Annotated in this window: 4 protein-coding genes; 2 read left to right on the top strand and 2 right to left on the bottom strand. The window is 69.6% G+C overall.

All coding sequences use genetic code 11. The features are described 5' to 3' along the window. Positions 1-635, bottom strand: a 635-nt coding sequence (locus ACNJ7K_RS16870) for a biotin/lipoyl-containing protein (RefSeq protein WP_487041962.1), incomplete at its 3' end; no start/stop codon positions are given. A gap of 298 nt (positions 636-933) precedes the next feature. After that, complete coding sequence (locus ACNJ7K_RS16865) at positions 934-2,445, bottom strand: leucyl aminopeptidase (protein WP_120283309.1); 1,512 nt, start codon at positions 2,443-2,445, stop codon at positions 934-936. A gap of 155 nt (positions 2,446-2,600) precedes the next feature. Here ACNJ7K_RS16865 and gcvT point away from each other — a divergent pair, with 155 nt between their 5' ends. Continuing rightward, positions 2,601-3,701, top strand: a complete 1,101-nt coding sequence (gene gcvT / locus ACNJ7K_RS16860; protein ID WP_024101306.1) for a glycine cleavage system aminomethyltransferase GcvT — start codon at positions 2,601-2,603, stop codon at positions 3,699-3,701. A 32-nt stretch (positions 3,702-3,733) separates the two neighbouring features. Then, positions 3,734-4,840, top strand: coding sequence for a branched-chain amino acid aminotransferase (locus tag ACNJ7K_RS16855; protein WP_060652772.1), 1,107 nt, complete (start codon positions 3,734-3,736; stop codon positions 4,838-4,840). The last annotated feature ends 35 nt before the right edge of the window (positions 4,841-4,875 follow it).

Here is a 4,875-nt window from a genome sequence, read left to right as displayed (position 1 = left end):
GCGGACTGCTGGGCCGGGGCGGACTGCTGGGCGGGAGCCTCGCTGCCGATGACGGCGAGCTGTCCGCCGACCTCGACGGTCTCGTCCTCCTGCGCGGTGATCTCGGTGAGGATGCCGGCGACCGGGGAGGGGATCTCGGTGTCGACCTTGTCGGTGGAGACCTCGAGGAGCGGTTCGTCCACGGCGACCTCGTCGCCGACGGCCTTGAGCCAGCGGGTGACGGTGCCTTCGGTGACCGACTCGCCCAGTGCGGGCATGGTGACCGGGGTGCCCTCGCCGCTGCCACCCGAGGATGCGGGCTGCGCGGGGGCGGACTCCGCGGCGGGCTCTTCGGCGGGAGCCTCTTCGGCCGGTGCCTCTTCGGCAGCGGGTGCGGAATCTCCGCCGGCTTCCTCACCGGCGTCACCGATCACGGCCAGTTCGCCACCGATCTCGACCGTGTCGTCCTCCTGGGCGACGATCTTGACCAGCACGCCGGCTGCAGGCGACGGGATCTCGGTGTCGACCTTGTCCGTGGAGACTTCGAGCAGGGGCTCGTCGACTTCGACCGTGTCTCCTTCCTGCTTGAGCCATCGCGTGACAGTTCCCTCGGTGACGCTCTCACCAAGCGCTGGCATCTGGACGGAGAAGGCCATGTCTGTTGACTCCTCGACGGTTGTGTTCGTGTGTGTTGAGTTGTACCGACTCGTGGTCGCCGACCATTGTGTGGTCGTTGACCATTGTGCGCGGGGCAGGAACCCCGTGCCTGCTGGTTCACGTGTTCGGTCGGGCCGATACCGGCGGGGCATGGCCCCTCCCATCCTTGCACCTATCTTTCGGTGATGTTCGGGGAGGGGCGGATCACCTCACACCGGGGGTTCCGCTGTTGCCGATCACACCGGTCCTCTCCCTCGTCCCGTGCGGGGCCCGTCGGGAGAGGACCGGTGCGGGAGATCATCCGTTGGCGGCGACGTCCTCGATCACGGCGAGCATCGTGCGCACGGGCACGCCGGTGCCGCCCTTGCCGACGTAACCGAACGGTCCGCCGGTGTTGAAGGCCGGGCCGGCGACGTCGATGTGCGCCCACTGCACGCCCTCTGCGACGAACTCCTTCAGGAAGATGCCGGCCGTGAGCATGCCGCCCCACCGGTGGGGGGAGACGTTCGCGAGGTCGGCCACGCGGGACTCGAGATCGCCGCGCAGTTCCTTCGGGAAGGGCATCGCCCAGCCGTTCTCACCGACCTCCTGGGACAGCGCGGCCACGCGGTCGCGGAACTCGTCGTGACCCATGACGCCCGGCGTCCGGGTGCCGAGGGCGACCATCTGCGCGCCGGTGAGGGTCGCGGTGTCGATGAGGTAGTCGGGATCGTCCTCGCATGCGCGCACGATGGCGTCGGCGAGGATCAGGCGACCCTCGGCGTCGGTGTTGATGACCTCGACGGTGGTTCCGCCGTACTGGGTCAGCACGTCACCCGGACGCTGCGCGGTCGACGACGGCATGTTCTCGGCCATCGGCACGGTCGCGGTGACGTCGGCAGCGACACCGAGTTTCGCGGCGAGCACGACGGTCGCGACGACCGCGGCGGCGCCGGCCATGTCGGAGGTCATCGCCTCCATACCGGCGGCGGGCTTGATGGAGATGCCGCCGGTGTCGAAAGTGATGCCCTTGCCCACGAGCGCGACCTTCGGGGCCTTGCGCTTCTTCGACGAGTAGGACAGGCGCACGAGACGCGGGGGACGCGACGAGCCCTTGCCGACGCCGACGATGCCGCCGAAGCCCTTCTTCTCGAGCGCCTTCTCGTCGAGGATCTCGACCTTCAGACCGGCGGCCTCGCCGAGTGCCTTCGCGCGCTCGGCGAACTCGGCCGGGAACAGGTGGCTCGGCGGGGTGTTCACGAAGTTCCGGGCCGTCGCGACGGCCTCGGCGATCGCGACGGAGCGGGTGAGCGCCGCCTTGGCCGCGCGGTCGCGGGTCGAGGGCACGAGCAGCTCCACCCGCGCGACCGGCTGCGCGTCCTCCTTGGGTGCGGACTTCTCCGACCGGAACTCGGTGTAGGTGTAGGCGCCGAGCGCGAAGCCTTCCGCCGCGGCACCGAGGTCGACGGCGGACAGTGTGGTCGCGACCGTCTCCACACCCGTCAGTGCGCGTGCCGCGGTACCGGCGGAGCGGCGGACCTGCTCGGCGTCGATCTTGTCGGCGTCGCCGAGACCGACGGCGAGCACGCTCGCCACGGGCAGGGAGGCGGGTGCCGGCACGCGGGTGAGCTCCTCGCCGCGGCCCTTCGCGCCCACGGCGACCAGGGCGTCGAGCAGTTCGCCGAGGACCGCCTCGTCGATCGGGGCGTCGCCCGCGAGGATCTCGGGGGTGCCGTCGGAAGAGGTCACGCCGATCACCAGGACATCGGCTCGTGTGGAAACCGAACCGGCGAGAACGAGTTCGGGAAGATCGGGAGTGGGTGCACTCACAGGGCATCTCCTTGGAGCTGGGTCGGGAACGAGCGAGTCGTTCTCTTGCGGCGTCGTTCGGTGCGAGGGGAATCGCCTCGATGCCATCGACCCTAATGACAACGACGCCCGGCGTCGCTGTCGGACACCATGGCGGTGGGATAGCGTCGTACGCCATGAGCGACGAGGAACTGAAGCAGGGCCCCATCCACACCGTGCACGTCGAACTCGGTGCGACCTTCGCTCCGTTCGGTGGCTGGGAGATGCCGGTCTCCTACGCCGGGACGGTCGCCGAGCACACGGCCGTGCGCGAGAACGTGGGACTGTTCGACGTCAGCCACCTGGGAAAGGCGCTCGTCGCCGGACCGGGTGCCGCCGAGTTCCTCAACACCACGCTCAGCAACGACCTCACCCGGATCGGTCCCGGCAAGGCGCAGTACACGCTGTGCTGCACCGAGAACGGCGGTGTCGTCGACGACCTGATCGTCTACCACGTCTCCGACGACGAGCTCTTCCTCGTTCCGAATGCGGCCAACACCGCGGCGGTCGTCGAAGCACTGGCCGCCGCGGCGCCGGCCGGCGTCACAGTGACGAACCAGCATCGCGATCACGCGGTGTTCGCCGTCCAGGGACCGAAGTCCGGCGAGGTCCTCGAGGCGCTCGGCCTGCCCACCGACATCGCCTACATGGGCTTCGCCGACGCCGAGTACGAGGGTGCTCCGGTGCGCGTGTGCCGCAGCGGCTACACCGGTGAACGCGGCTACGAGGTGCTGCCGCGCTGGGACGACGCCGAACGCGTCTTCCGCGCCCTGCTCGACGCCGTCCGTGCGCAGGGCGGCCAGGCCGCGGGTCTCGGCGCCCGCGACACCCTGCGCACCGAGATGGGCTACGCGCTGCACGGGCACGAGCTCTCCGTCGACATCTCCCCGCTCGAGGCGCGGGTCGGCTGGGCCGTGGGCTGGAAGAAGCCGCAGTTCTGGGGGCGCGACGCCTTGCTCCGCGAGAAGGAGGCGGGCCCGGCGCGGAAACTGTGGGGCCTGCGGGCACTCGACCGCGGCGTCCTGCGTCAGGATCTGACCGTGCGACGCGACGGCGACGAGGTCGGGCGGACCACCTCGGGCACCTTCTCTCCGACCCTCAAGATCGGCATCGCCCTCGCGCTCCTCGACACCTCCGCCGGACTCGAGCCGGGCGACGAAGTGGCCGTGGACGTGCGCGGACGATCGCTGCGTGCCGAAGTGGTGGCTCCGCCGTTCGTCGAGGACCACACCAGATAACGGTTCTGCGGGCGGTTGTACCATTGTCCCCCATGACAGGTGTCCTCGAATTCGCCCGCGTCCAGCATCCTTCACCGAGCTCTGCGGAGCGGCGACAGGAGGTTCTGTCGAATCCCGGATTCGGGCAGCACTTCACCGATCACATGGTGTCGATCACCTACACCGACGGAATCGGCTGGCACGACGCGAAAGTCGAGCCGTACGCGCCGATCCCGCTCGACCCGGCCGCGATGGTCCTGCACTACGGGCAGGCGATCTTCGAGGGCCTCAAGGCCTACCGTCAGGCCGACGGCAGCATCGCGTCGTTCCGCGTGACCGCCAATGCCGCGCGCATGAACCGGTCCGCGGAGCGGCTCGCGATGCCGTACCTGCCGCCGGAGCTGTTCGTGAAGGCGATCACCGAGCTGGTCGAGGTCGACAACGAGTGGGTTCCCGCCGCCGGCGGCGAGGATTCGCTCTACCTGCGTCCCTTCGCGTTCGCGACCGAGCCGGCTCTCGGCGTGCGGCCCGCGAAGGAGTACAAGTTCCTCGTCATCGCGTCCCCGGCGGGTGCCTACTTCCCGCGCGGCGTGAAGCCCGTCAACGTGTGGCTCTCCCGCGAGTACGTGCGCGCCTCCCCGGGTGGCACGGGCGCCGCGAAGTTCGCCGGCAACTACGCGGCTTCGCTCGTCGCGCAGGCGCATGCCGCCGAGCAAGGCTGCGACCAGGTGGTCTGGCTCGACGCCATCGAGCGCAAGTACGTCGAGGAGATGGGCGGCATGAACCTGTACTTCGTGTACGGGTCGGGTGCCGACGCGCGTCTGGTCACCCCGGAGCTGTCCGGCTCGCTGCTGCCCGGCATCACCCGCGACTCGCTGCTCACCCTCGCCAAGGACTCCGGTCTCTCGGTCGAGGAGCGGCGCATCAGCACCGACGAGTGGCGTGAGAAGGCCGGCAGCGGTGAGATCACCGAGGTGTTCGCGTGCGGTACCGCCGCGGTCATCACGCCGGTCGGCAGCGTCAAGGACAAGGACGGCGAGTTCACCATCGCCGACGGCGAGCCCGGCCCCATCACGATGGCCCTGCGCGACACCCTGACCGGCATCCAGCGCGGTACCTTCGCCGACACCCACGGGTGGATGACGACGCTGCGCAAGTGACGTAGCCACGAACGACGACGAAGGGGTGCTGCCGA

This window comes from Rhodococcus shunpengi, from assembly GCF_048381395.1.
Classification (GTDB): domain Bacteria; phylum Actinomycetota; class Actinomycetes; order Mycobacteriales; family Mycobacteriaceae; genus Rhodococcus.
The sequence above is the reverse complement of the archived record's forward strand: the minus strand, read 5'-3'. Positions and strand labels throughout refer to the sequence as shown.

Excerpts from the sequence above, each read along its gene's own strand:
- gcvT (WP_024101306.1), top strand. The coding sequence starts at position 2,601 with ATGAGCGACGAGGAACTGAAGCAGGGCCCCATCCACACCGTGCACGTC.
- ACNJ7K_RS16855 (WP_060652772.1), top strand. The coding sequence starts at position 3,734 with ATGACAGGTGTCCTCGAATTCGCCCGCGTCCAGCATCCTTCACCGAGC.